The organism is uncultured Muribaculum sp., assembly GCF_910583865.1.
Classification (GTDB): domain Bacteria; phylum Bacteroidota; class Bacteroidia; order Bacteroidales; family Muribaculaceae; genus Muribaculum.
The window spans coordinates 130446-156125 of record NZ_CAJTYX010000001.1; the positions used below are offsets into that span (position 1 = coordinate 130446).

Here is a 25680-nt window from a genome sequence, read left to right on the forward strand (position 1 = left end):
GGATAGAAGCGACATTGCTGCAGCCCAACGTATTGTAGATGAATGGGGAGAAAAGCTATTAGTTTATAGCCCAGATAGGTCATATCAAGACCTTATAAAATCACTCCAAGGCCAATTCACGTATAGGCTTGACACCAATTATGCAAAAATAGACAGAATAGAACACTCAGAAATTGAAAACTTCAAAAGACGTGTCCTAAGCACTGTCTATCATGGCAAAACTATTGGCACATGGGCACGACTTTTGTCAGGACATGGAGATTTAGATACATTGGAATCAGAATTGAAGAGTTTGTTGTGAGACTTTTAGTCGCTTTACACCAGATTCATATACTTCAGGTGTTATTTCAGATGAGTAACAAATCCGTTTTGTATTCATGCAAGACAGTGCAGACGTGAATAGCCCACCAAAAGGATCCCATACAACATCTCCGGCATCTGAAGACATTTCAATAATTCGTTGGATTAGCCCAAGAGGTTTTTGGTTAAGATGGACGGCTTTTAATCCATTTTTAATTCGCTCCGTGCCTCTAAGTTGAGCAGTGGTCCATACATTAGTAACACCAAAAGGGCAGTAGAATTTGGGGCGCATGGTATCCCATTCCTCTTTGGAAATCGGTTTTTTACCATCTATCGAAAAATAAGGCTTTCCATCTGGTTTACCATAAGTATTAGCAAAATCAGATATTCGGCAAAACATATCAGCCGGCGGCATATACCAAAGATGACATTTTGTGAAATATTTTCTAGTTGCGGCATTCACTACTCCACAAGCATCATTAGTCTTAGAGAATGGAAGTCCAGTTCTCTCCCATTCATACCTAAGCCAGTCTTTCATTGACATAGCTCTGCCATTTACGTCAAAAGACGGCTTTTTAACGTATTGGACACAGACTTCTGAGACAACAGGTAAATGAGATATGGTTTTAGTATTGGTATTTCCAGCAACGTGACTCATTCCTTTGTCCCAAACATTACAGGTTTTAAACTCCCATCCATGTTTTAAAAGGATTGGATGAACGGTTGCCCAACCAAGCTCAGTATTCCAGAACCAAAGAGTAGTTTGAGCCGTAGCCTTTCTAGACCAAGCTTCAATGTGAGGCTCATACCATTCATCTAATCCTATTGGAGTTTTTAAGTCTCCTTTATAACCGTTAATTCCATATGGCCCATCTGATACAATGACGGTAGGCACTTCCCAACGATCGTAAAAATCTATGGAATCGCCTTGAAACAGGTGAATGGATGAGTTTATATTTAGTACGTCCATAATGGGATTATTTATTTTGAAACAAAGTTAGGCATTTATTTAATATTTACCAAATAGTAGGCTCAAAAAAATTTTCTAATTATGCATTTATTTAATATTTGCGCTGTTTTCCATAACTTTGCAGTCGAAATCAACTGATTTATGGACAATACTAACAAAGATAAGCAGGAAAGGAAAGTAGTCCACCTTGAAATCGGTGAGATACACGAATACTTTGGCTCAATCGAACAGCTGTTCTGTAAATACTCCAAAGAACAGCTGGGCTTCAGCATATATCAAGTTCGGAACAACCTAAAGAAATTGGGAAAGATGACATCTCCCTATTGCACAATCCGTGTGGGAATGCTACAAACTAAGCTTAAACAGTCTGAATAATAAGAAATTGAATTATTTACATAGAGCCTTGTATTAGGGACTTAAAAGGGGTCAATCCATATTGAACCATCGTGAACGACACTGAAAGAAAGTCGTATCGTGTGCCCCTCATCCCGAAGCCCAAATGGGATACAAAAACATTTCTAATCGACCATAAATGGAATAGGGCGTAAACCAAATTGTCTATGATAATTAGTTGATTGGGCGACCATTATCCTTAATCCGTCTTAATCCATTAGATGATGGATTGAGGCGATTGAAGTTTATATAGCGCACCTCCGACTTATTATGGCAACGGTGTTTCATGACAGAAGTTAGACACCCTCATATAAAATCCTGCAAAATTCAGACGAGGTAGCGGTGTTCAAGACCCTGGTAGGCATCTATGCGGCGGTCGCGGAGGAAAGGCCACCAACGTCGTACCTGCTCGGAACGGTGCATGTCGATGTCGACTATCGCCTCGGACTCTTCACGGTCGGAAGCCCTATAAAGCAGTTCTCCCTGCGGGCCCGCCACGAACGACGACCCCCAGAACTGTATGCCGGCTGTCGCGCCAGACGGATCAGGCTCATGCCCGACCCTGTTTACGGCCACGAGCGGAAGGCCGTTGGCCACGGCATGACCGCGCTGCACGATTGTCCACGCGTCACGCTGCCTCTCCTTCTCGTCGGGAGCATCAGTGCTCTCCCACCCTATGGCCGTAGGATATATAAGCATCTCGGCACCGCGCAATGTCATCAGACGCGCAGCCTCCGGATACCACTGGTCCCAGCACACTAAAACCCCGAGACGTCCTACCGAGGTATCGATAGGCTCGAATCCGAGGTCGCCGGGTGTGAAATAGAACTTCTCGTAATAGGCCGGATCATCGGGGATGTGCATCTTGCGGTACATCCCGGCTATAGTGCCGTCGGACTCAAACACTACAGCCGTATTGTGATACAGTCCGGGAGCACGGCGTTCGAAAAGCGAAGTCACGATCACCACGCCGAGTTCTTTAGCAAGCGCTGAATAAGTGTCGGTCACGTCCGACGGAATCCCTATGGCGAGGTCGCACAGAGCGGTCGACTCGCTCTGGCAGAAATAGAGAGAATCGTGCAGCTCCTGGTTGACTATCAGCCGCGCTCCTTTGGCAGCAAGCGCACGCATCTTTGTGCATAGCCGCGCACGATTGTCGGCTATGTCGGCGGTGTTGGCCTGCTGGATCAGACCTACACGCAGCATTCTGGTTATGTTGTCGTATATCATATCGGTAAAACCTCCGCCGGAAGCTGCATCGTCACGCAATGCAGCGAGCCGTGCTGGCGGATAAGGGCACGGCAGTCGATACTGCGCACCTTGTGGTCAGGAAAAGCGATGCGCACGGTCCTGGCAGCGAGATTGTCGTTGAGCGGCTGTCCGTAGGAGGGCATGAGTATCGTATTGTTCATCACGAGGAAATTGGCATATGTGGCCGGAAGCCGGCACCCATCCTCATCGTATATGGCATCGGGCCACGGAAGCTCGATAAGATTGTAAGGCAGACCCGCCGGAGTACGCAACTCCATGAGCTGACGCTTCATGGCGGCAAGCTCCTCATAGTGCTTGTCATCCTTGTCGGGGCATCCCACATATATTATAGTATCGTCGGGGGCCAGGCGAGCGAGCGTGTCGATATGACTGTCAGTGTCGTCCCCGTCGAGAGCGCCACGGTCGAGCCACAGCACCCTGTCGAGTCCGAAATATTCCCGCAGCCGCACCTCGATCTCTTCCCGCAACAGGTCGCCGTTGCGGTTTGGCGAGAGCAGGCACTCCGATGTGGTCAGCAACGTGCCGCGACCGTCGCTCTCGATGCTGCCGCCTTCGAGCACAAATCCCAGACGGTTGGCATACACTCCGCGAAGCAGTCCGGCATCGACCATGCGTCGTGTGATCAGATTGTCGCGGTCGGCAGGAAACTTCAGTCCCCAGCCGTTGAACTTGAAATCGTCTATCTCCCAACCGTTCGGAGTGGCTACGCATATCGCGCCGAAGTCACGCGCCCACGTGTCGTTGGTGGGACAGTCAAGGTAAAGTATGCGGTCGGCATTAGGGTGCGAGGCGAGCACGCTGCGGGGCGCCGAAGTGTCGGGAGCCACGACTATAAGAGTCTGCTCATCAGCTATCGCGCGTGCGATCTCCACAAAACATCCCCTCACCTCATCAAGCATAGGCGCCCAGTCGGTATCCTCATGAGGCCACGAAAGGAGCACCCCTCCCTGCCTTTCCCATTCGGCCGGAAGTCTGCGCCGGATAGGTCCATCACATTTCATTGTCCTCGTCGGCAAGGGTGTCATAAATCGAGCTTTGGTTGTCGAGATACTCCTCGCAATAGTCCAGGAAGCCGTTCTTCTCCGAAGATCCGACTGCGTCGCACCATTCCCTGTAGGCACTTCTCAGCTCCGGATCCTCATGAATCATCTTCTTGAATTCAGCATCGGCAATGTCGACGCTCCCATACTGGCCGATAACCTGGAGGAACACTTCGGTAATATCGCTCATGTCTTTTATGCTATGTTAAGGTATTTTATTATTAGTTAAAGTTATAACCGAGATTATACTCTAAAAGTTTTCAAAATTACATCAACCCTGCATATCTGCAAAATTAATTATCATTTTTTAAGGCAACCAAAAGGTTGTTTTGTACTTTTGATCCGGTCACTTCTACATATTCCATAAAAAGCGGGGTATCGACAATTTCGACACCCCGCTTATTCCCGGTTGTATTCTTAGATTATCTTACCACTACCTTCACGGCTGTGCGACCGGCCTTCACGATATAGATGCCCGGCACAACATCGACGGCCACCCGATCAGTGGCGACAGCAGAATATACAGTCTTTCCATCAACTGTGAAAACTGACATGTCAAGGCCTTCGGCACCGCTGACAATAATAGATCCGGCAACAACTTTGACTGTTGTCGCGCCATTGACTCCAATGCCGTCGATACCTGACTGTGTCATATCGACAACAGCGTCATTGGACTTGCGCGATTCGCCTTCGGCATATACGGCAGTAACTGCATATGAATATGTAGAAGTGCCGTTGACTGTTTCATCAGTATAGGATGTGGCGGCAACGGGAGCTTCGTTGATCTTCACATTATCGCGATAGATATTGTATCCGTCAACGGCAAGAGTCTTGACCGGACCATTCTTTGCACAGAACGTCACGTCATCGACAAAGAGCATGTACTTGTCATAGCTGATTGCATGTATGGCAAAATATTTTGCTCCCTCGGGGAGATAAGCGGTATACTTTGTCCATGCGGCAGGAATCGACTTGAACGTCTCCACAGGTATGAAATCCTCCACGGCATTTCCTGTGGTGGAGTACAGTATCTCGAAGCTTTCGTAGTATTGCGTTTGGTCGGAATCGGCCTTGAAGCTGGATGCATAGAGCGAAATCATCTGCGGCTTACCTGTCAGTTCAGGAGATACAGCCCAGTCATCGCTCTGAACCATGGTGTTGCCGGTCATCACATACATCGAGCAGAGATACTGCGTCCCAGATTTCGCGGCAAACTGGCTGCTGTTAATAGCCTCGTAAGTATTGTTCATCACGAAGAACGACTGCCGTCCGCTCACAGGAATCTTCTTGCTGCCGATTCCGCCGATAGTGGCTTTGTCCTCATCATAGAATGTCCAGCCGTCTACCACGGAGGTCCATGCCGAAGCGGGATCATCAAAATTTTCCGTAGTAGCCTCTACCACCTTGTCAAGCCCCGCAGGCTCGCTCCATTGCAACGCCACTTTTCCTTCGGTCGCCGATGCTGCAAGATCGGTCACATGGGGCAGCGCGTTCTCACGCACCTCAACCTGCACCTCGGCCATGTTGTCACCCTCTACCATGTCGGGACCGTACTCTATCTCAGCTCTGAAAGCCACTTTTCCGGAGTATGCCACTCCCAAGTTGCATGTAAACTTAATTTCAGTCGAAGCCTCAGGCTCAAGGGCATCGCCGCTCTTGGTGTCGACAAGCTCATCGTTGCAGAAAAGATGGACTTTATAGCCGAGCGCACGATTTTGTCCGAGATTATCTACGGTCACGGCCACGTCGAAATCTACATTACGCTCCACAGACGAGGGTGCAGATATGTCACGCAGGCTTAGGTTGTGATCGGCACATGAAGTCACCTTAAACGCATCGACATAGTGGAATGCATATTGTTTGGTCGTTGAAATCACACGGATCTGCACGGTCTGTCCCGCATAATCGTCAAGAGGCACAACGACCTTATTCCATTTGTTCTCATCGCCGGTAGCCTGAACCTCTGAGCCATACAGCTTCTCATATCCGTCGCCGGCGTTTACCTCCACCTCTATGAGATTGGTATTTGGTGAAGAGGTCTTGAAATTATAGGTATAGAATATGAATGCCGGGGAAGGAAGCGTGCCAAGATCTATCTTGCCCATTACGATAGCACACTTCGATGGATTGTAACCTTCGAGGAACATCATTCCGCCATCGTCGTCGGCTGGATATACCCCATAATCGCTATGCGATGCCACGACAGTCCATGGATCACTACCTTCGATTATCTCATAACCTATGAGGGAACTTACCGAACTGTTGCTGAACGACTCGGCATAAGGAGCCTTGTAAGCCTCACCGACAGCCACACGTAGAGTAGGCTTCGGCTTCGACATGCCACCCTCGGTCATAGCCTCGACAAGTGTCTGCATGAACTTCTGTGTGCCCGCAGGCAGCTCGATATCATATTCATATGTAGTACCCGCCACGGAATCTTCCACGAGAACCTGCTCGCCGTCCATATAGCGTGATATCCTGTAGAGCACGTCGTCGGCTCCGAGTGTACGGCCATCGACATCCTTAACCACCGGCGTCCATGTTGCGACGATATGTCCGGGCGTGGTTTCTTTCATCTTCACCTCATCGGGCCGGAGGGGAGCGCCGAATCCGACATATGCCTCAGCCTCGGCCGAAGCTCCGGCACCATGGGCGTTATGACATACCACGGAATAGACATGGTTGCCGGCAGAAGGTGCGGAATTATCTACAATCGTAAATTCCGCTCCGGGAGTGAGTCCTTCGACAGCGCTGTTGACCTCCACGCCGTCACGCAGGAGCGACACCTTGGTGATTGCTTCGAGAGCTACACCCGACAGGTCGAGCGTCGGAAGTGTGAATGTGGCCGTGGCCTTATGCGCACCGGATGCGTCGGACTCGACCTTCAGGTCGGTGACAGCCGCAGGGGCATGCATCGACACGCCCTCCTTGATGCTTACGCTCTCCACATACAGATAGCCTCCGGAAGCGGATTTCGCGTGTATGCCTATATAATATATCCCGTCGGCTTCAGCCGTCAATGAACCGGTGAATGTCTTGAATGTACCGCTCTTGACATCGGTCGAAGGGATGACAGTGGAGGTCAATGCTGCGGCCTCCGGCGAATTTCCTACCATCACCTCGAATGTTTCCATATATGAGCCGGAATAGCCTCTTATCGACACGCCCACCTCATATGAATTGCCCGCTTTCACATTCACCGGAGGCAGAAGCACCCATGCGTCGGCAGGTTTGCCGGAAGTACGCACATATATGGTTCCGCTTGAGAACTGCCATTTATTGGTGTCGGCACCCGGATTAAGTACGGTATACCCGATGAAATCAGAAGCTGAGGCAAACTTGCCTTCGAAAGGAGGATCGATAGGGCCGAGACTGAACGTCGCGGATTTGGCGGGAGCGGAAGAAAGCTCTCCGGTCACGGCCTCCACGGTATAATAATAATCGGTGCGCGTCTGCGGCATCTCAATGGCATCAGTCAGCGACACGGTTTTCTGGTCGGCAGGGCTTACCACCTTTTCGTCGGGATAGCGTGTGACGCGATATACGAGATTCGTGCGGTCAATCTGGCCGCCGTTCATTCCGCTTGACACGGAACCCCATTTCACGGTAGCCACACCGTCAGCGTAGGTGACATTCACCGAACCCGGCGCTTTTGGAGTGTCAAGTCCGATGAATTTTTTCGACGCACGCTTGCGCGGGCTTTCGCCTGCCTCGTTGGATGTGGAAACGGCGATGCTGTACGTGTCGCTTTCGGGAAGGGTGACATTGACCGTAACATATCCGGAAGCCCCGAATGTACTTTCCCCGGTGGCGACCTCCTTGCCGTTGGCATATACGTGATATGTCAGAGGCCCGGAAGCGGCTGTCCCGTCATAGGTGGTACGCGGCATTTGGAAGCGCACCGTGCCCGACAGACTCGTGCCGGAGAAGCTCAGTGAAGGAGTATAGGGCAATGCAGCCGGCACTCCTGCGGCATAATCAGCCTCCGGGATATAGAATCCGCCCAACTGCTCCTCGTTTTCAAGGTCGTAGAGCTTGGTGGCTTTTGCCGTAGCAAGGTCTACGGAGTATAGAGCAGCCTCGGTAGAATTCTTAACACTATAAATCATCTTTCCGCTCTCTTTGTCTATGAAGCCGCCGGTTATCCACTCGGTGGCTACTCCCGTCGATCCGACCTCTGTGAGCGCACCCGTACGGGTATTGACAGTAAAGAGCATGCCATCCTCGTCAATAGCATAGAGCGTGCCGTTCTTGTCGAAGTCGCAAGCGCCCCACCCCTTGGGCAGGTCGGCGATCTTTGTCTTTCCCCAATAGGGTATGTTGACGGAACACATGCGGAATGTGGCGCCGTCCTCATTATAATAACACCCTATCGCCTCGTCGCGGTCGGCATTATAGGCGATTGCAGTTGCCACATCCTGGATACTTCCGCTGTAGGCATCTTCCGGTTCCCACGTCTTTAGGTTGTAGCTTTGCTGCGACACACCCGCAATGCCGGCGATTACCTCAAAACGCACACCATAATAATAGTCACCATAGGCGATACCGCCTCCGCTCGCATATACGTTTCGGGCAATCTGCGTTGGATTGTAACCGTCCGTTGTAAACTCATAGATACCTACGGACTGCGCCGGATATGACACTGCAGCCCTGAACTTCACATCACCGTCGGCCAAAAGCGTTGAGCCGCCCAACAGGACAGCCATGCCCGACATGACAATCCGCTTGATTGTGGGGGGGTAAAAACTACACATTATAAGGTTAAATTTGTAAATTGGTGATTTGTCTTATTGTAACTTGCATTAACACAAGCAGAAACGAAACGTTACTAATCGCAATCAACAAGAAGCATAAGACATTGATTATTACTTTATTTGCCAAAGTTAATTATAATCATCAAAACAAATCATAATTTATAACTCTTATTTGCATTTTTTAACCAAAGAATTTCCCAAAAGACATCCCCCTGTCGGAACAACGAGGTTATATGAAGTTGTTTAAAAACAACCTCTAAGCGACAACCACCACGATTACGACGTTTTATAAGCTAAAATATGTTATTTTGAATAAGCGCCAAGCTGTCAGTCGGGAAAGTCGGGAGCGGTCAGTTCGGTTGAGTCGCGCATCTCGCGGTATTCGGCCCAGTCGGGGTCGTTTTCGGTATAGATGGTGATTGGAAGCAGGTCGAATGGCGCAAGAGCTTCGTTGATCTTGCGCTCGAAAATGCGCGTCGAGGTAGCATAGAACACCCAGTCGCGCCGGTCATCGCCGGTATATATGCCAGTGAGAATCGCCACGGGGTCGCGGTCGAACGCCTTCGTCATGGCATCCTGCACGGCCTCCATCACCATGGAAGTAGGCTTGTCGGGCATACCGGAGGCATCTCCCGGATAACGCCACGTAATCTCGACGCGTATACCGTATTTCCCGCTTGCCATGGCGTTATCAACGCCGCGTCGCCCGGTCACTATCACGGTACGTCCGCTTTCGGTGCTCTCGGTGGGTGCGGTCCACCAGTCGTTGCATATCTTATTGCTCATAATATGGTGTTCACGATATGTTTTTATTTGCAAATTTAATTAAATTGTTTGTCTGCAATATTGAATATCCGGCTGAAATTTGCGAAATTTGCCGAAAGTTTCATGCGTCCCGACATTCAGGGACTATATCAACATATACAATAATTCCAACAACTAATAAGATATACCGATGAAGAAGAGTGCACTTCAAAAGGCCCGCGCGGCCTATCAGCCCAAACTTCCCGTAGTGCTCACCGGGGCCGTAAAGGCCGTGGAGGGCAAGCCCACCCACTCGGTGGCCGACCAGGATGAGATCAAGGCATTGTTCCCCAACACCTACGGCCTCCCCGAAATCCAGTTTGAGAAAGACCCCAACCCAGCAAAGGGTTCAACACCTTTCAACGTGGGCGTGATACTTTCAGGCGGTCAGGCTTCCGGCGGCCACAACGTGATTTCCGGACTCTTCGACGGCATCAAGAAAATAAACCGTGACAGCCGCCTCTACGGCTTCCTCATGGGTCCCGGCGGTTTCGTCGACCACAAGTACATCGAGCTGACCTCCGATATCATCGACCAGTTCCGAAACACCGGCGGCTTTGACATCATCGGCTCCGGACGCACCAAACTTGAGACCAAGGCCCAGTTCGACAAGGGTCTTGAAATCCTCAAGCAGCTCGACATCAAAGCCCTCGTGATCATCGGCGGCGACGACTCCAACACCAACGCATGCGTGCTTGCCGAATACTACAAGCAGATCAACGCCGGCGTGCAGGTAATCGGTTGCCCCAAGACCATCGACGGTGACCTCAAGAACGAAGTTATCGAGACATCATTCGGCTTCGACACAGCCACCAAGGTCTACAGCGAGGTTATCGGCAACATACAGCGCGACTGCAACTCGGCCAAGAAGTACTGGCACTTCATCAAGCTCATGGGCCGCAGCGCCAGCCACATCGCCCTCGAATGCGCCCTCCAGTGCCAGCCCAACGTCTGCATCATCTCCGAGGAGGTCGAGGCCAAGAAGCAGACCCTCAACGACATCGTAAACTCTATCGCCGACATCGTGGCCGCACGCGCCGCCAACGGCAACAATTACGGTACTGTCCTCATCCCCGAAGGCCTCATCGAGTTCATCCCCGCCATGAAGGCCCTTATCGCCGAGCTTAACGACCTGCTCGCCGCCAACGCCGCCGAGTTTGCCACAGTCGAGCCTAACAACCGCCTCAGCTGGGTTGCCGGACGCCTTTCGGCAGAGAACGCAGGCATCTTCACAAGCCTTCCCGACGGAGTGGCCAACCAGCTCTGCCTCGACCGCGACCCCCACGGCAACGTGCAGGTATCGCTCATCGAGACCGAAAAACTTCTGGGCCACATGGTGGCACGCCGTCTCGACCAGATGAAGAGCGAAGGCCGCTACGTAGGCAAATTCGCCACTCAGTTCCACTTCTTCGGCTATGAAGGCCGTTGCGCCGACCCCTCCAACTTCGACGCCGATTACTGCTACGCACTCGGCTTCAATGCCTCCTGCCTCATCCGTGCAGGTGTCACCGGCTACATGTCAAGCGTACGCAACCTCACCAAGCCATCGGTACAGTGGATCGCAGGCGGCATACCTATCACCATGATGATGAACATGGAGCGCCGCCACGGTGCCATGAAGCCCGTGATACAGAAAGCCCTTGTGACACTCGACGGTGCCGCATTCCAGAAGTTCGCCTCACAGCGCGACAACTGGGCGCTCAACACCGAGTTCGTATATCCCGGCCCGATCCAGTATTTCGGCCCGGCTGAAGTATGCGACCAGTGCTCTATGACACTCAAATATGAGCATGCCGCACACAAGTAAGAGATAATCCCGACTCACAGCTTGCAGGACCGCCTCGGGGAGCAATTAAGCTCATGGCGGTCCTTTTTTATTATCCGAACTTCATGAAACGACAATTATTAGCCTTAGGAGCGGCGATCGCAGCTGTCTGCGCCATGGCCGGCGAACTGGTGATACTCCATACCAACGACACCCACAGCGCCATCGATCCCGATGACAAAGGACGCGGCGGAGTGGTACGCCGGATGGAGATAATCGACAGCGTGCGAGAGGCCCGTCCCGACGTCCTGCTCATAGATGCCGGTGATGCCGTGCAAGGAACCCTGTATTACACTCTCTACGGCGGCGAGGTGGAACGCCGTCTGATGAACGCACTCGGCTACGACATAATGATATTGGGCAACCACGAATTCGACAACGGCATGGAACGTCTCGCCGACCGGCTGCGCCTGTCCGACGCCGAACTCCTGGCCTCGAACTACGACATGCGCGGAACTCCACTCGACTCCTTGTTCAAACCATACACGATAAAGGAGTACGGCGGCAAGAAGGTTGGCATCATAGCCCTAAACCTCAATCCTGAAGGGATGATCGCAAGCCACCACACCGAAGGTCTGCGCTATCTCGACGCCATAAAGGCCGCCAATTCGCTGGCATGGTACCTGCGCAACGTGGAGCATGCCGACGCGGTGATAGCCGTGACCCATATCGGCTACGACAAGAGCGCCGACAACACACCATCAGATCAGGAGTTGGCCGCCGCCTCGGAAGGTATCGACATCATCATCGGAGGCCACAGCCACACCGTCATCGATCCGGAGTCGCCCGATGGACCGCCGTTCCGCCTGCCGAACGCAGCAGGCGACACCGTACTCCTGGCTCAGACCGGAAGCCGTGGCCGCTATCTCGGAGAGGTCATACTCGACCTTGAAACCATGAAAGCCCGTTCACGGTTGCTCCCGGTGGTAACCCGTCACAACACACGCGCCGACAGTCCACTCGACTCCATAATAGCACCCTACCGCAAAGGCATCGACGCCCTGAAAAAGACACGCATAGGCACTCTCGCCCAGGATATGCCGGCGGGAAGCGACCTGCTGCTCAACTGGGTAGCCGACGAAATTCTCGCGGCAGCACGAGGCAGTGTGCATTGCGACGTGGATCTCGCCATAGTCAACAAAGGAGGCATACGCCGCGGATTGCCCAAGGGTGCGATCACCAAAGAGGAAATCATGACCATGTTGCCGTTTGACAACCATATCGTGCTTCTGGAAATCAAAGGCAACGACCTCATCGACGCATTCAAGGTGATGGAAGGACGCGGTGGCGACGGTGTAAGCGGAGACTTCGACTGGCGCCGGATCGATCCCGACCGAACCTATATCCTCGCCACCATAGACTATCTCGCCAACGGAGGCGACTACATGGAACCTCTCACCCATGGCAACGAACTGTATCGCTTGCATGGAAAGCTCGACGAAGTGATCATGAAGCGTATCGAGTCGCGAGGTGGCAAAGCGATCAAGTACGACAAATCGGCTCCGCGCATGTAACATCTATGACTGTCATGAAAGATACATTCATACGCCTTGGCCTGCGTACCCTTCTCGTGGCTCTCATGCTCATTCCTTGCGCAGCTTCAGCCGTCACCCCGGGGATGCTCGGAGGCCATGACGCCGCACGCGAGGCATGGATTGACAGTGTGATGCAGACCCTCGACCTGCGCCACCGTGTCGGGCAACTGTTCATACCAATGCTCGACCCGCGTTCGACCCCTGCCGCCAAGAGTGCCGTCAAAGGCTACATCGACCGTTACGGCATAGGGGGCATCCTGATCAGCGGAGGAACCACGGCACAGCACGCCGCACTGATCGACTATGCCCAGTCAATCTCGCCGATACCGCTGCTGGTGACACTCGACGGCGAGTGGGGTCCGGCCATGCGCCTCAAGGATGCCGAACGCTTCCCCTACAACATGACCCTCGGAGGCATCGATGACGACACGCTGCTTTCCGACTATGGCCGCGAAGTGGCGCGACAGTGCCGGTTACTCGGCGTGCATGTGGTGTTCGCACCTGTGCTCGACGTCAACTCCCGTCCCGACAATCCCGTGATAGGACGGCGTTCGTTCGGCGAAGATGCGCAACGTGTCAGCGCACTCGGACGCGCCTATTCACGAGGGCTTGAGGAGGGCGGCGTGCTCTCCGTCGCAAAACATTTCCCAGGCCACGGCGACACAGGCACCGACAGCCACAAGGCGCTACCGACTGTTGATCACAGTGCCGAGACACTGCGCAAGGTCGACCTGCTCCCGTTTGCCGACTACGTGAAGGATGGGTTCGGAGGTGTGATGGTGGGACATCTCAACGTGCCCGCACTCGACAACAGCGGACGCGCATCGTCGATGTCGCGGCGCATCACCGAAGGAGTTCTCCGCAATGACCTCGGGTTCGAAGGACTGGTATTCACCGACGGCCTCGCCATGAAAGGAGCCACGCCTCCCGAGGGTGGCGACAACTGCGTCGGCGCGCTCATAGCAGGAGCCGACATGCTTGTGGAGCCTGCGTCTATCCGCACAAGCATGACAGCCATACTGGAGGCAGTGAAAAGCGGCAGGCTTCCGGAATCGACAATAGACGAACGATGCCGCAGCGTGCTCCGGTGGAAATACGCCCTGGGGCTTTCCCGCCGTCCGACACCGTCACCGGCCGACTTGAGGACAAGGATGAACGGCGCGGAATCGGAAAATGTGCGCCGTAGGCTTACCGCAGCATCAGTGATATGCCTCGACAATGCCGACGGAATTCTGCCCATCGGACGTCTTGACACCGCAAGCATCGCAGTCGTCAACATAGGCGCACCGGCAAGAAACACCTTCTCGGGCTACTGCGCGCGATATGCCAAGATCGACGTCTATTCGGCATCGGGCGGCACCCCGCTCACTTCCGCGGTCAAGAAAGACATATTGTCGCACGACATCGTGATCGCGGCGGTATATGACGACGACGCGGCGGCCCGCGCCGCGCTCTCATCGCTGAAGGATGCCGGGAAACTCGTCGATGTATTCTTCATCGGCCACTACAAGGTGGCTCGTTTCGCCCCGATAGCAAGCCGCACCGTAGTGCTCTGCGGGGAGAACACCGCGCTCACCCAGGAGTATGCGGCACAGGCGCTGTTCGGCGGGATAAGGGTCAACGCCACGTTGCCGGTCACTATAAAAGGTGTCGCACCGGCAGGCACCGGCGTCGGACTGCTAAAGACACGCCTCGGCTATACCAACCCCGAGGCACACGGGTTCACTACTGCCATGTCCCGCGAGGTCGACTCGCTGATACGTCTCGGAGTGCGTACAGGCGCCTTTCCGGGAGCTGTCGTGCTTGTGGCCAAGGATGGTGACGTGGTGTTGGAACGCGCCTACGGCTATACAGACTCGCAACGCACACATCGCGTGAGCGCCGATTCCACCCTTTACGACCTCGCATCCGTGAGCAAGATCGCAGGCACGTTGCCGGGAGTGATGAAGGCAGTCGATGACGGGTTGCTCGACATCACATCCCCGGCAGCACGCTACATACCCGGGTTGCGCACGGAAGGGCGCGACAAAATCACGTTGCGGCAGATGCTGATGCATGAAAGCGGATTTCCCGCAGGGATATCCAACGCCGCCGCCGTGACCGACAGCGACTCATACACCGGTAAGCTCGTAAGCATGCGTCCCACCCGCGACAACACCATAAAACTCGCACGACGTGCCTATGCCAACCGCAACGCGCGTCTGCGCACTGACATCACGTCGCACACACGGACTGATCGTACCCCCTGGCAAATAGCCCCGTCATTATGGGTAGGGCCGTCCACCCGCGACACGCTTATGAACCGTATCTACAATGCAACGCTGCGCGATCCGGGCTACAGGTATTCCGATCTCAATTTCGCCATGCTCATGGACGCCGAGGAACGCGCTACCGGAATGCCCCACGAAAAATGGGTGGCCGGGAAGATATTCGCCCCGCTCGGCGCGTGGCACACCGGCTATCGTCCTCTGGAGCACTTCAAGCCATCGGAAATAGCCGCCACCGAGCATGACCGCTGGCTGCGGAAAGCCACGCTGCGCGGCTACGTACACGACGAACTTGCAGCCTACAGCGGAGGCGTACAAGGCAACGCCGGCCTGTTCTCCACCGCAGGCGACCTTGCCAAACTCGGGCAGATGTGGCTCGACGGAGGCCGCTACGGTGGGCAAAGGATAATATCGGAGCCTGTGGTCAGGGAATTCATGACAGCCCGCAGCGACATATCGCGGCGCGGACTCGGGTTCGACGCGCCCGACATGGCTAATCCGGAAGCATCGCCCACCGCACCGGAGGCCCACCCATCCACAGTAGGCCACCTCGGCTTCACCGGCACATGCATGTGGATCGACCCCTCACGCGACCTTATCTTCATCTTTCTGACAAACCGTATCAACCCGTCGCGCGACAACCGGGCATGGACCGACCTCGACATACGCCCGAAACTTTTTTCAGCAGTCATATCAGGACTAAAACAGTAAGCACATACTTGAAATGGATTAATCCGAGGAAATTTATGAGCAAAAAATCATCAGAATAAGGTATTGCCGTCAGCAGCCCTATTCTGTAACTTCGCGGCTCATAAATGACCGATCAATGATTCATAGAACACTTACACTGGCTGCCGCCGTAATACTGGCGGCAATACAAGCAAGCGCGACAGCAGCCACGGCTACCACAGGGCCTTCCGATGCCAATATAGTAGGACACGTCATCGACAAGGAAAACGGAGAGCACATACCGGGATGTATCGTAAAAATCGCCGGTTCAAGTCTTACAACGATGACCGACGCGTCGGGACACTACGTGTTTCGCGACCTGAAGCCGGGCGACTATACGCTTGAGACATCATACATGGGCTACGGGAGCGGAAAGAAGGGTACTTCCATCAGAGCCGGGCAGACAATAGAACTGAACTTTGAAATCGCACCCGACGCATTCATGCTCGACCAGGTGGTGGTGACCTCATCAAAAACCGAGACACGCCGACGCGAAAGCGCATCGCTCGTCAACGTACTGTCGGGAAGCACACTTCTCAACTCCGGAGCATGCTCGCTCGCCGACGGACTCGACTTCCAACCGGGGGTGAGGGTGGAGAACGACTGCCAGAACTGCGGATTCACCCAGGTAAGAATCAACGGACTCGACGGGCATTACTCACAGATACTGATGAACTCACGCCCTGTGTTCTCGGCCCTGACCGGAGTGTACGGCCTTGAACAGATACCCGCCAACATGATCGAACGTGTGGAGGTGATGCGCGGCGGAGGCTCGGCCCTGTTCGGCTCATCGGCTGTCGGGGGAACCATCAACATAATCACACGCGACCCTCTGACCAATTCGGCCAAGGTGACCCACACGCTTACTTCAATCGGCCCGTCTGGAGCCATGGACAACAACACAACAATGAACGCCTCCGTGGTGACCGACAACAACAAGGCAGGCATATTCATCTACGGCCAGAGCCGCTACCGCGACGGATACGACCACAACGACGACGGATTCACCGAAGTGGCACAGCTCAAAAGCCAGACGATAGGCGCACGCACGTTCATGCGCACCGGCGATGACTCCAAGCTCACGCTCGAATACCACAACACCCACGAGTACCGGCGTGGAGGTGACCGCCTCGACCAGCCGGCCCACATGGCAATGATTGCCGAGCAGGTCGACCACAACATACATGCCGGCGAGGCCACATTCGACCTGTGGCTGCGCGACCGGCGCGACCATATGTCGGTTTTCGCCGCCACCCAGGCCACGCGTCGCCAAAGCTACTACGGCTCTGACATGGACCCAGATGCCTACGGACGCACATCGGACATAGTAGTCACCGCCGGCACGCAATGGACGCATCCCATCGACCGTTTCCTCTTCATGCCGTCGGAGCTGGTAGCCGGTCTGGAGTATTCCTACAACCGCCTGCACGACACCACGATCGGCTACGGTCACGACATGGTGCAGAACGTGAACATCTACAGCGGCTATCTGCAAAACGAATGGAAAAACGAGAAATGGGGATTCCTCGCAGGTGCACGTATCGACAAGCACTCGATGATACATAACGCCATAATATCGCCGCGTGTCAACATACGGTTCAACCCGTCCGAAAACCTCAACTTCCGTGCCTCCTACTCCACGGGATTCCGTTCACCGCAGGCCTACGACGAGGATTTCCACGTGGCCATAGTAGGTGGAGAGCGTGTTGTGACAGTGCTCGCACCCGGACTGAAGCAGGAGAGTTCGCAGAGCGTGAGCGTATCGGCCGACCTCTACCACCGCTTCGGCAACGTACAGACCAACCTGCTTGTAGAAGGGTTCTTCACCGACCTGCGCGACGTGTTTGCCCTGCGGCAGCTTGAAAACACCGATGCCGACGGCAATGCCGTGCTGGAGCGCTACAACGGATCGGGCGCACGCGTAATGGGCATGAACATCGAGGCAAAAGCATTCTTCTCCAACAAGTTCGACATACAGGGGGGAGTGACGATGCAGCGAAGCCGCTACAAGAAAGCGGAATCGTGGAGCGACAATCCCGACGTACCTGCCGAAAAGAGGATGTTCCGCACTCCCGACATCTACGGATACTTCACCGCCAACTGGGGAATCACCCGTGCCCTTCGTGCAAGCATCACCGGTACAGGCACCGGGCCGATGCTCGTGCAGCACCTTGTAGGCTCTGGCACCGACATAGACATGGCAATTGAGACAAAATCGTTTATAGACGCGTCGATAAAGCTGACATATACATTCCGCCTTTACAACCGCGTGGATCTCGACCTTTCGGCAGGTGTCAGCAACATATTCAATTCCTATCAAAGCGACTTCGACCGTGGCCCCCTGCGCGACTCGGGCTACATCTACGGCCCTACCCTCCCCCGTTGCATCAATTTCGGCATCTCCCTCGGGATATGATGCCTGCATGATGTCTGTAAATTCATATATATACATATATAGAAAATGCGGTGTGCCACACGACACACCGCATTTTCATATAGATTTAAACGCTTATATCTTAAGAGGGAAGGATTATTTCGTGAATTTGGCCACATGCGAGCCGCAACGCACGATGTAGACACCATGGCCGAAAGAGGCGGTATCAATGCCGTTTGCCCCGGAGTAGACCAGACGGCCATAGGTATCGTAGATATTGACAGTCTCTGCATCAGTCACTCCGGCTACTGCCAATATAGAGCCGTCAAAGGTCAAAGAGAATCCGTCAGCGGCATCAACACTGTCAATGCCCGAAGTAGCCGTCTGCTTTACACGGATGCGGGCCTCGCTGCCACCATTGGAGAGATAGACAGTCTTTGAGCGCTGTTTGTCGGTTGACGGTGCGGAGAAACGCACAGCGAATGATCCGTCGGGTTTGGTCACGGGCGTCACGGTAAGCCAGTCGAAGCTTGTGCCTTCGGCGACGAGCGGGAGACGTGCATTATCGTTTGCCTTGTCGACCACCCACCAGTTTTCAGGAGCGTTGGTAGCGCTCGCGCTTACCTCTACGGAATTGGTGGCTGTGTCGAATTCCACGATCTCCTCGTCGAGTTTCAGCACATGATATGTGCCGTTAAGGCTGATGAACAGAGCCGATGCATATTCCGTCAATGCCTCGGATGCCGAGTAGAACACATCCCTGCCGTTTATATCAAAGATCATGTAGGCATAGTTATGTGAGGCATCATTCTTTATAGCCTGCGCACAGGCGGCAAACGTGCGCACCTTGGGGCTGTCGAAGCCTTTGATCATCACCAAGGTATTCCCGGTCATCTCATAAGGTGTATCGAGGCGGAAAAACGCGTTATAGAAACCGAATCCGGATATGTCCTTCCCTTTTACCACGGATGTCGCCGCCGGCTCGGTACTTACCGAACCATATTTATCTACAGTGTATATTTCCATGGTAATTTCCGCATCATCGTCGGCATCAAATTCGCCAAGGGTGAGCATCACGTCGGTGACAGTCAGAGGCGCTGCGGGAGCATAGAAAAGGTTGCCGAATGCTTTCTGGGTAATACCGGTTCCCCACGTGCCCTCGGCTGCTGTTCCGAAGCAATAGGAGCCGTTGCCGAAGTTCGGGGTGACAAGGCCTTTATTTGTATAATCGTAGTTGCCGAGATACACGACCTCGTCGACCAGGTCGGGAATTCTTCCGCCGATGTACATGCCACCCTTCATATCCTCTGCGGCTGCGCCGTCATAAGAATACGTGTTGGTGCCGTTGACATTGGTTGCGGTGAGCTGTGGATACGGTATCACACCCCCATGGCTCCAAGGATATGAAACGGAAGCGGTGTTACCCTCCACGATATCGGTCATATCACCGGAGGCCTCGCTGTAGAATGCCCATGAATTCTTCTCCGTGTAGGCGTTCGAGGAAGCATTCCAGCTGATCCGGGTGTCGGCGGGAAGCAGAATATAGGACTGGTTAGCCGCATGCAGGCCGTCGGTGACTCCTGCAAGCAGAGTGCCGTCGGGGAGATGGTAGAAAGCCTCGGGCTGCGGAGCAGCAACCGTCACGGCATCGACCGCCATCGAGTTTCCTCCGGCATAAGGAGTGGTGTAGCGAAAAGCGATCTTCACGCTCTTGCCACGATAATCCGTGAGGGGCACACAATATGAGTAGTACTTAAGCTCACCCATGAGATCATACATCTCATTGTCGGTCATCGACGGGCACACGTTCTCGCTGACTTTCCAAAGGCTCTTCCACGTCTCGCCGTTATCCAATGTGACAAGGACTTCCAGATCGGTGTCGATTTTGTCGTGGTCATACTCATATGCACTCCAGTTATAGTCGAATATGGAGCCAAGATCCACCTCGGCAAGGAAGAAGAGGTCATCGTTAGCACCCACGTTGATCTCGGGCGTTATCAGCCATTCGTCCTGCGGAGACTTCGCACCCTCGACTTTCTCACCTTCAGAGTTCTTGTAGCTCCAATTGTAGGTGAAGTGAATCCAGCACTCCTTCACTCCGTCGGATGTAATGGCCGTCCAGTATCCGTCGCCTGTGTCCTGTGCGCTCCATGAGTTGTTGATATTATGGCTGCACATCTCGAGGGTCGGTTTATTTTCGGGAGTATTGATTTCCGTCCACCCTTCGGGAAGCCAGTCAAGCTGATCTGTATGGCCTTCGAAACTTTCAAAGAATGTCGCCCCTTCGGGAGCCATGAACGGCTTGCGTATCTGCTGGCGTTCGGCAGATACTTTTCCATGCTTCACCATATCCTTGTAGACACGGCCTTCACTGTCACGAACCACACGCTGCACTATGCCGGGAGCCATCTCCTGCTCGGCAAGCACCATGCGACTGTCGCCTACCGCGTTGATACTCAGCGATTTAGATTCGGGGGGGGTAATTCTTGCAATAGCAATCGGCATCGACGGGCCTGAAGCAACAGCCGATGAGAATGAAAGCAACAGCACCAATGAGGTAGAATACTTCATAAATTGTTTTGTTAAGCTTTTAGTTAATAATTATTTGATTGGTAGTAAAATATGTATTTTATGTAATCGAACCAAGCATTTTGAAAATCATATGAAATGACAAGCAACGGATAACAGATTGTCGTGGAGGACAATCCTGACAAGTCAACGTACGCGAAGGGTCTTATTTTTGGAAGAGGGATTGTATCGAGCCTATGGAAGAGAGGACTGAAGAAGCTTCGTAGGGTATATAGACAGTCTTGTTGTCTTTGCCGGATGTCATTTCTCGAAGTGTCTCTATGTACTTCATCGCGAGCATATAGGTGGCGGGATCGGTATTGCCTGAACGCACCGCGTCGGCCACACGAAGTATGGCATCCGCCTCAGCCTGGGCGTTGAGGATGATGGCTCGCGCCTCACCCTCGGCACGCAGTATCTCAGCCTGCTTTGTTGCCTCGGCCTGATTTATCTTGGATGCCTTCTCACCTTCAGAACGAAGAATCTGCGACTGCTTCTGACCCTCTGCATTGAGAATCTCGGCACGACGGTTGCGCTCGGCCTGCATCTGTTTCTCCATGGCCACACGCACCGATTCGGGAGGAGTGATGTCCTGAAGTTCCACGCGGTTGACCTTAACGCCCCACTTGTTGGTGGCATCGTCGAGGATGGCTTGAAGCTTGGTGTTGATAGTGTCGCGGCTCGTAAGCGTCTCATCGAGTTCCAGCTCGCCGATCACGTTTCGCAGCGATGTCTGGGTAAGCTTCTCTATGGCGTTTGGAAGATTGTCGATCTCATACACTGCCTTCTTGGGGTCGGTAATCTGGAAATAAAGGAGAGCGTTGATTTCAGTGGTCACGTTGTCGCGGGTGATCACCTGCTGCGACGGGAAGTCATAGACCTGTTCGCGGAGATCTATCACGCTCGTCACGGTGTTGCGCACTATGTGATGGCCGCCCACGGTGGTCTCGACACGTCGAGTGTATATGGTCTTTGGCTTGTCGATAAACGGGATGATGAAGTTAAGTCCGGGATTAAGCACGCTGTGGAAACGTCCGAGACGTTCGATCACACGTGTTTCAGACTGCGGCACGACCTTCACGCCTGCCGATATGATCACTATTGCCAATACGACAATTACAGCTGCAAGGATGTATGACATGGTTGTAGGATAATTAGAGTAATATGGAGTGTCCTGTATTATACAAAATGAGGTTATTTGTCCGGCAGCGTAGCCGTGAGTATTATAGAATCGTAATCGGTGACTATTACCTCTGCGCCGCACGGAATCGCATATGGAATGCCCGGGGCCACAATCTGCCATGAATCACCATCGATACGCGCACGTCCTATCTCGCCGGGACGAATCACCTGTGTGACAATGGCACGACGTCCCAACAAGGCGTCCATGCCCGTGCGCGCTGTACGTCCTTCCTTTGCAACCTGCTTCTCATGCCACCTCTTCACAAATGGCACAAGCACTATGTAGGCCACTACGGCGATGACTGCGAGCGTGACGAGCTGCCACTCAAGCGGAGCGCCAAGGAAGTCGGCGGCCAAAGCGGCAACGCATCCGATGGCCAGACATAGCGTCCACACCATCTGCGAGAACACTTCTATTATGATAAGAAGCGCGGCCAAAGCAAGCCATATAATCCAGAGTGTCATATCTGAATTCGGTTATCAATACCGCAAAGATACCAAAATAATTTAATTTTTCTCAAAAACGATAAATAATATCTAAATTTCCGTATATTCACTATTTAATCGTCCTCCTATTCCAGACAACTGAGAGACGAGTTTATGATGGAAGGTTGATGGACTCCATGAGCTTGACTGCATCGACATATCGGACGATACCCTCGGCCACACGCTTGGCATCCTGCATGGCATGGACCACCGTGGCGGGACGGTTGGTGACATCGCCACCGGCAAATACCCCGCGCCGTGTGGTCATACCATAAGGCACGTCACGTGTGAGCACATACCCCTTTTCATCCACACTGATGCCTTCGGTGGAATCGACAATGCGTGAAGCGGGCGCGCTGCCCACGGCGAGAATCAGACGGTCTACAGGCATGTCGGTAAGAGTCCCTTCGGTATCGACCGTGATTCCGCTCAGGCGATTGGCGGCATCCCACGGCATGTCGGCAGACACGGCGTCGGAGTCAGGGCGCGCACCGCGTATGTCGGTCACGGAAGATTTCCACAAGAACTTCACGCCCTCCGCCACGGCATCGTCGTATTCCGCGCGTAGCGCGCTCATCTCGTTTACCGTGCGATGGTAAATTACCGTCACCTCCGCGGCGCCCATGCGCAGAGCGGTGCGCGCCGCATCGATAGCCGTATTTCCGCAGCCGATCACCGCCACACGCTCGCCCTCGCCTATGACCACTTCCTTGCGGTCGATACATCCCGACTGGAACAAGCTCACCCTGCGCAGAAACCATATGGCCTGACGCACTCCGGGATGGTCAATCCCCGGGATAGGGAGCTTCTTGGGCCTCCCGGTGCCGGTGCCCATGAATATGGCATCGAAGCCACGGGCAAAAAGGTCGTCGATGGTGAGCGTGCGCCCTATAGTTGTGTCGAGATGGAAAAGCACCCCGAGGTTTTCGATTTTCTTGATTTCGCGGCGTACGACCTCCTTGGGAAGCCGGTATTCGGGAATGCCGAACATGAGCACCCCACCCGGTTCGGGCTGCATCTCGAAAATCTCCACGCGGAATCCCTGCCTGGCAAGGTCGCCGGCTATGGTCAGGCCGGCCGGCCCGCTGCCAATCACGGCAACCGCGCCGCGCGACTTCTCGGGGATGGCCTCGTGGGTAAGTCCGGCGTCGGCATCGAAGTCGGCCACAAATCGCTCAAGCTTGCCGATATTGATGTGGGCACCCTTCTTCGCGAGCACGCAATTGCCTTCGCACTGCCGCTCGTGGCCGCACACGCGACCGCACACGGCGGGAAGGTTGCTCCGCGAATTGATTATCTTCATTGCATTGCCGAAGTTGCCCTTGGCAAGCTCGGCAATCCAGTCGGGAATGTCATTGGATATAGGGCATCCCTTCTTGCATCCGGGTACCTTGCAGTGGAGACAACGCTGCGCCTCCCTGATGGCCTCGGGGAGGGTATAGTTCTCAGAAACTTCCTTGAATCCGTCCATAGTATCGGTATGTGTTAATGTCGAGGAATGTTACAGAATCGCAAATGCATTCCGTCACAGTTCCCAGTCTGTTTAATTGGATATTTCGGACGGCAAAGTTAATCAAATTTTTCCAATGAAAATCATTCCTCGGCCTCCGGGTCAAAATCAGACTTACTGATCCAACCGTGGGGAATCTTCTTCTCCCCGGCACGGACACGATTCCAATACATCCGTGATGGGCACATGTTGGGATACCCGTCAAACAGATGTCCCTCACCGGCCATGCGCGGATCGCCCTGTTCGGTAAGCCGTGCGGTCATCTCACGTTCAAGTCTTTCAATCACTCCCTTCATGGCAGGCTCGTCAGCGAGATTACGCACACACTCCGGATCGTGTACAATATCGTACAACTCGACTTGCGGACGTTTTCCCATCGAAAGATCCCACAGACGGCGGGTAGTGGAATCAAGGCGAGCCTTTATTATAGCTGTCTTGGTAGGAGAACCGTCGGTATCCATATATCCTGTCGACGGATTGCCGGAAGGCCACCGGGCAGGCTCGTAGTTACGGACAAACAGATAGCCGTCGCGCACGATACCCCTTATTGGATACCCCTGATCATCAGGCCGTCCGACATCGTGACGCTCCTTTCCGAGCATCATGTAGCCACGGTCGACCGTCCTGTCGGTGGAGTCCGCTATTATGTCGGTAAATGAGCGTCCGGTAACGGACAGCATACCGGCTTTTTCCGGATCCATCCCGATAATCTCCATAAGAGTCGGCACGACATCGATATGCCCTATCAACTCCCGTACCTCACGTCCGGGATTCGCCAGACCGTCGCGCCACATCATCGCCATAGGCAGACGTGACGCCTGGTAATATTCCTGCCCCTTGCAGCGCGGGAAAGGCATGCCGTTGTCGGAAGTCACCAGCACTATGGTGTTGTCAAGCTGCCCGATGCTGTCAAGCTGAGAAAGGATTGAGCCGAGGTGACGGTCGAAGTATTCGATTTCATAGGCATAGTCGAGCATGTCGGTACGGACCGTATCATTGTCCGGCCAGTAGGACGGGACGGAATCAATGTCTGAAACGGATTTTCCGGCACGTAGTCCGGAGCCGTATTCATACTTGCGATGCGGCTCCCTGGCCCCGTACCAGAAACAGAAAGGGGTCTCGCCGTCCCAATCACGCAGGAAGGCGCCGAAGTTGGCCGAATAATCTATAGCGTTGATCTGCCTTGTCGGGGGGACACACTTTATGTCGTTATACGGTCGACCGGTAAGATAACGGTCATTGCCCAAAGAGTCGACAGCGATCCCGGGTCCCCACCCTTTACCTGTGTATCCGGTAAAATAGCCGTCATGCTCAAGCGCCTCGGGAAACGACATTATGTCGCGCGGGAACTCGCACCAATGATTGGCGGCCTCGCGCAGTTGCCAGGAATTGCGACCGGTTATGAACGACGCACGCGACGGTGCGGACTTGGAATTGCACGTAAACGCATTGCGGAAAAGCAGTCCCTGCCGCGCCACGCTGTCGAATGCCGGAGTAGACACCCACGGGATGCCGTAAGCGCCCATATGTGCGGCATCGTCGGCCATGCATATGAGTATGTTGGGACGGGGGAGAGATGAATCGCGGGCAACCGCATGACCGGGCAGCAGAGCCGACAGACCTATAGAAAAGACCACCGGCATATAGTAACGAGAGGTGAGCATACGGCAA

At 53.7% G+C, this 25680-nt stretch carries 15 protein-coding genes; 4 read left to right on the forward strand and 11 right to left on the reverse strand.

What is annotated here, in order from left to right; genetic code table 11:
• Positions 1-277: 277 nt before the first annotated feature.
• The 6 genes from QZ303_RS00475 to QZ303_RS00500 form a co-directional block, all read right to left on the reverse strand.
• Complete coding sequence (locus tag QZ303_RS00475) at positions 278-1270, reverse strand: DNA methyltransferase (RefSeq protein WP_295727745.1); 993 nt, start codon at positions 1268-1270, stop codon at positions 278-280.
• A gap of 720 nt (positions 1271-1990) precedes the next feature.
• Positions 1991-2869 (reverse strand): carbon-nitrogen hydrolase, encoded by an 879-nt coding sequence (locus QZ303_RS00480; RefSeq protein ID WP_295727746.1) that lies wholly within the window; start codon positions 2867-2869, stop codon positions 1991-1993.
• A gap of 20 nt (positions 2870-2889) precedes the next feature.
• Entirely contained in the window at positions 2890-3936 is a 1047-nt protein-coding gene (locus tag QZ303_RS00485) for an agmatine deiminase family protein (protein ID WP_295727747.1), read from the reverse strand.
• Complete coding sequence (locus QZ303_RS00490) at positions 3926-4165, reverse strand: hypothetical protein (protein ID WP_295727748.1); 240 nt, start codon at positions 4163-4165, stop codon at positions 3926-3928. Before QZ303_RS00490 ends, QZ303_RS00485 begins: the two co-directional genes overlap by 11 nt.
• A 232-nt stretch (positions 4166-4397) precedes the next feature.
• A complete protein-coding gene (locus QZ303_RS00495; protein ID WP_295727750.1) occupies positions 4398-8681 on the reverse strand; it encodes a choice-of-anchor J domain-containing protein in 4284 nt (1427 codons plus the stop codon).
• Between the two features lie 375 nt (positions 8682-9056).
• The gene (locus QZ303_RS00500) at positions 9057-9515 is read right to left on the reverse strand and encodes a DUF695 domain-containing protein (protein WP_295727752.1); all 459 of its coding nucleotides are present in this window, start codon (positions 9513-9515) and stop codon (positions 9057-9059) included.
• A gap of 169 nt (positions 9516-9684) precedes the next feature.
• On the opposite strand from QZ303_RS00500, the gene QZ303_RS00505 reads away from it, so the two are divergent.
• The 4 genes from QZ303_RS00505 (at position 9685) to QZ303_RS00520 (ending at position 18305) form a co-directional block, all read left to right on the forward strand.
• Positions 9685-11340: a diphosphate--fructose-6-phosphate 1-phosphotransferase gene (locus QZ303_RS00505; protein ID WP_295727754.1), complete on the forward strand. Its 1656-nt coding sequence runs from the start codon at positions 9685-9687 to the stop codon at positions 11338-11340.
• A gap of 83 nt (positions 11341-11423) precedes the next feature.
• Entirely contained in the window at positions 11424-12872 is a 1449-nt protein-coding gene (locus tag QZ303_RS00510; RefSeq protein ID WP_295727755.1) for a bifunctional UDP-sugar hydrolase/5'-nucleotidase, read from the forward strand.
• 14 nt (positions 12873-12886) lie between these two features.
• Positions 12887-15871, forward strand: a complete 2985-nt coding sequence (locus QZ303_RS00515; protein WP_295727756.1) for a glycoside hydrolase family 3 N-terminal domain-containing protein — start codon at positions 12887-12889, stop codon at positions 15869-15871.
• A 115-nt stretch (positions 15872-15986) separates the two neighbouring features.
• Positions 15987-18305, forward strand: a complete 2319-nt coding sequence (locus tag QZ303_RS00520) for a TonB-dependent receptor (protein ID WP_295727757.1) — start codon at positions 15987-15989, stop codon at positions 18303-18305.
• Between the two features lie 114 nt (positions 18306-18419).
• On the opposite strand, the gene QZ303_RS00525 is transcribed toward QZ303_RS00520, so the two are convergent.
• The 5 genes from QZ303_RS00525 to QZ303_RS00545 form a co-directional block, all read right to left on the reverse strand.
• The gene (locus QZ303_RS00525) at positions 18420-20834 is read right to left on the reverse strand and encodes a choice-of-anchor J domain-containing protein (protein WP_295727758.1); all 2415 of its coding nucleotides are present in this window, start codon (positions 20832-20834) and stop codon (positions 18420-18422) included.
• 163 nt (positions 20835-20997) lie between these two features.
• Entirely contained in the window at positions 20998-21972 is a 975-nt protein-coding gene (locus QZ303_RS00530; protein WP_295727759.1) for an SPFH domain-containing protein, read from the reverse strand.
• Positions 21973-22025: 53 nt separating this feature from the next.
• Entirely contained in the window at positions 22026-22478 is a 453-nt protein-coding gene (locus QZ303_RS00535; RefSeq protein ID WP_295727762.1) for an NfeD family protein, read from the reverse strand.
• Positions 22479-22611: 133 nt separating this feature from the next.
• Positions 22612-23970 (reverse strand): NAD(P)-dependent oxidoreductase, encoded by a 1359-nt coding sequence (locus QZ303_RS00540; protein ID WP_295727763.1) that lies wholly within the window; start codon positions 23968-23970, stop codon positions 22612-22614.
• A gap of 122 nt (positions 23971-24092) precedes the next feature.
• Positions 24093-25673, reverse strand: coding sequence for a sulfatase (locus QZ303_RS00545; RefSeq protein ID WP_295727764.1), 1581 nt, complete (start codon positions 25671-25673; stop codon positions 24093-24095).
• Between the last annotated feature and the right edge of the window lie 7 nt (positions 25674-25680).

Coding starts and splice junctions, on each gene's coding strand:
- QZ303_RS00475 (WP_295727745.1), bottom strand. CDS start 1,270: ATGGACGTACTAAATATAAACTCATCCATTCACCTGTTTCAAGGCGAT.
- QZ303_RS00480 (WP_295727746.1), bottom strand. CDS start 2,869: ATGCTGCGTGTAGGTCTGATCCAGCAGGCCAACACCGCCGACATAGCC.
- QZ303_RS00485 (WP_295727747.1), bottom strand. CDS start 3,936: ATGAAATGTGATGGACCTATCCGGCGCAGACTTCCGGCCGAATGGGAA.
- QZ303_RS00490 (WP_295727748.1), bottom strand. CDS start 4,165: ATGAGCGATATTACCGAAGTGTTCCTCCAGGTTATCGGCCAGTATGGG.
- QZ303_RS00495 (WP_295727750.1), bottom strand. CDS start 8,681: ATGGCTGTCCTGTTGGGCGGCTCAACGCTTTTGGCCGACGGTGATGTG.
- QZ303_RS00500 (WP_295727752.1), bottom strand. CDS start 9,515: ATGAGCAATAAGATATGCAACGACTGGTGGACCGCACCCACCGAGAGC.
- QZ303_RS00505 (WP_295727754.1), top strand. CDS start 9,685: ATGAAGAAGAGTGCACTTCAAAAGGCCCGCGCGGCCTATCAGCCCAAA.
- QZ303_RS00510 (WP_295727755.1), top strand. CDS start 11,424: ATGAAACGACAATTATTAGCCTTAGGAGCGGCGATCGCAGCTGTCTGC.
- QZ303_RS00515 (WP_295727756.1), top strand. CDS start 12,887: ATGAAAGATACATTCATACGCCTTGGCCTGCGTACCCTTCTCGTGGCT.
- QZ303_RS00520 (WP_295727757.1), top strand. CDS start 15,987: ATGATTCATAGAACACTTACACTGGCTGCCGCCGTAATACTGGCGGCA.
- QZ303_RS00525 (WP_295727758.1), bottom strand. CDS start 20,834: ATGAAGTATTCTACCTCATTGGTGCTGTTGCTTTCATTCTCATCGGCT.
- QZ303_RS00530 (WP_295727759.1), bottom strand. CDS start 21,972: ATGTCATACATCCTTGCAGCTGTAATTGTCGTATTGGCAATAGTGATC.
- QZ303_RS00535 (WP_295727762.1), bottom strand. CDS start 22,478: ATGACACTCTGGATTATATGGCTTGCTTTGGCCGCGCTTCTTATCATA.
- QZ303_RS00540 (WP_295727763.1), bottom strand. CDS start 23,970: ATGGACGGATTCAAGGAAGTTTCTGAGAACTATACCCTCCCCGAGGCC.
- QZ303_RS00545 (WP_295727764.1), bottom strand. CDS start 25,673: ATGCTCACCTCTCGTTACTATATGCCGGTGGTCTTTTCTATAGGTCTG.